The following is a 237-nucleotide window of genomic DNA, read 5'->3' on the forward strand; positions in this document are numbered from 1 at the left end:
CGCTCATGCTGCTTGGCGTTTAGAACGTTATGCTTAACGCCTTCTTGGTCAAGCAAGTAAGACAATTCTTCACTGGCCTCAATCGTCGCGGTACCAACCAGTACTGGCGCGCCTTTGGCTTGAATTTCTTTAATTTCGCGAATGATGCCTTTGTATTTGCCTAACTTGGTTAAGAAAATCTGGTCATCCATATCGATACGAGCAATCGGCTCATGCGTTGGAATCACGATGACATCT

At 45.6% G+C, this 237-nt stretch carries 1 protein-coding gene; it reads right to left on the reverse strand.

Annotated elements, in window-relative coordinates; genetic code table 11:
• Positions 1–237: preprotein translocase subunit SecA (locus AAEY87_RS14400; RefSeq protein WP_350657661.1), on the reverse strand; the 237-nt coding region annotated here is incomplete at both ends.

The organism is Psychrobacter sp. S1-30-MNA-CIBAN-0213, from assembly GCF_040309845.1.
Lineage (GTDB): Bacteria > Pseudomonadota > Gammaproteobacteria > Pseudomonadales > Moraxellaceae > Psychrobacter.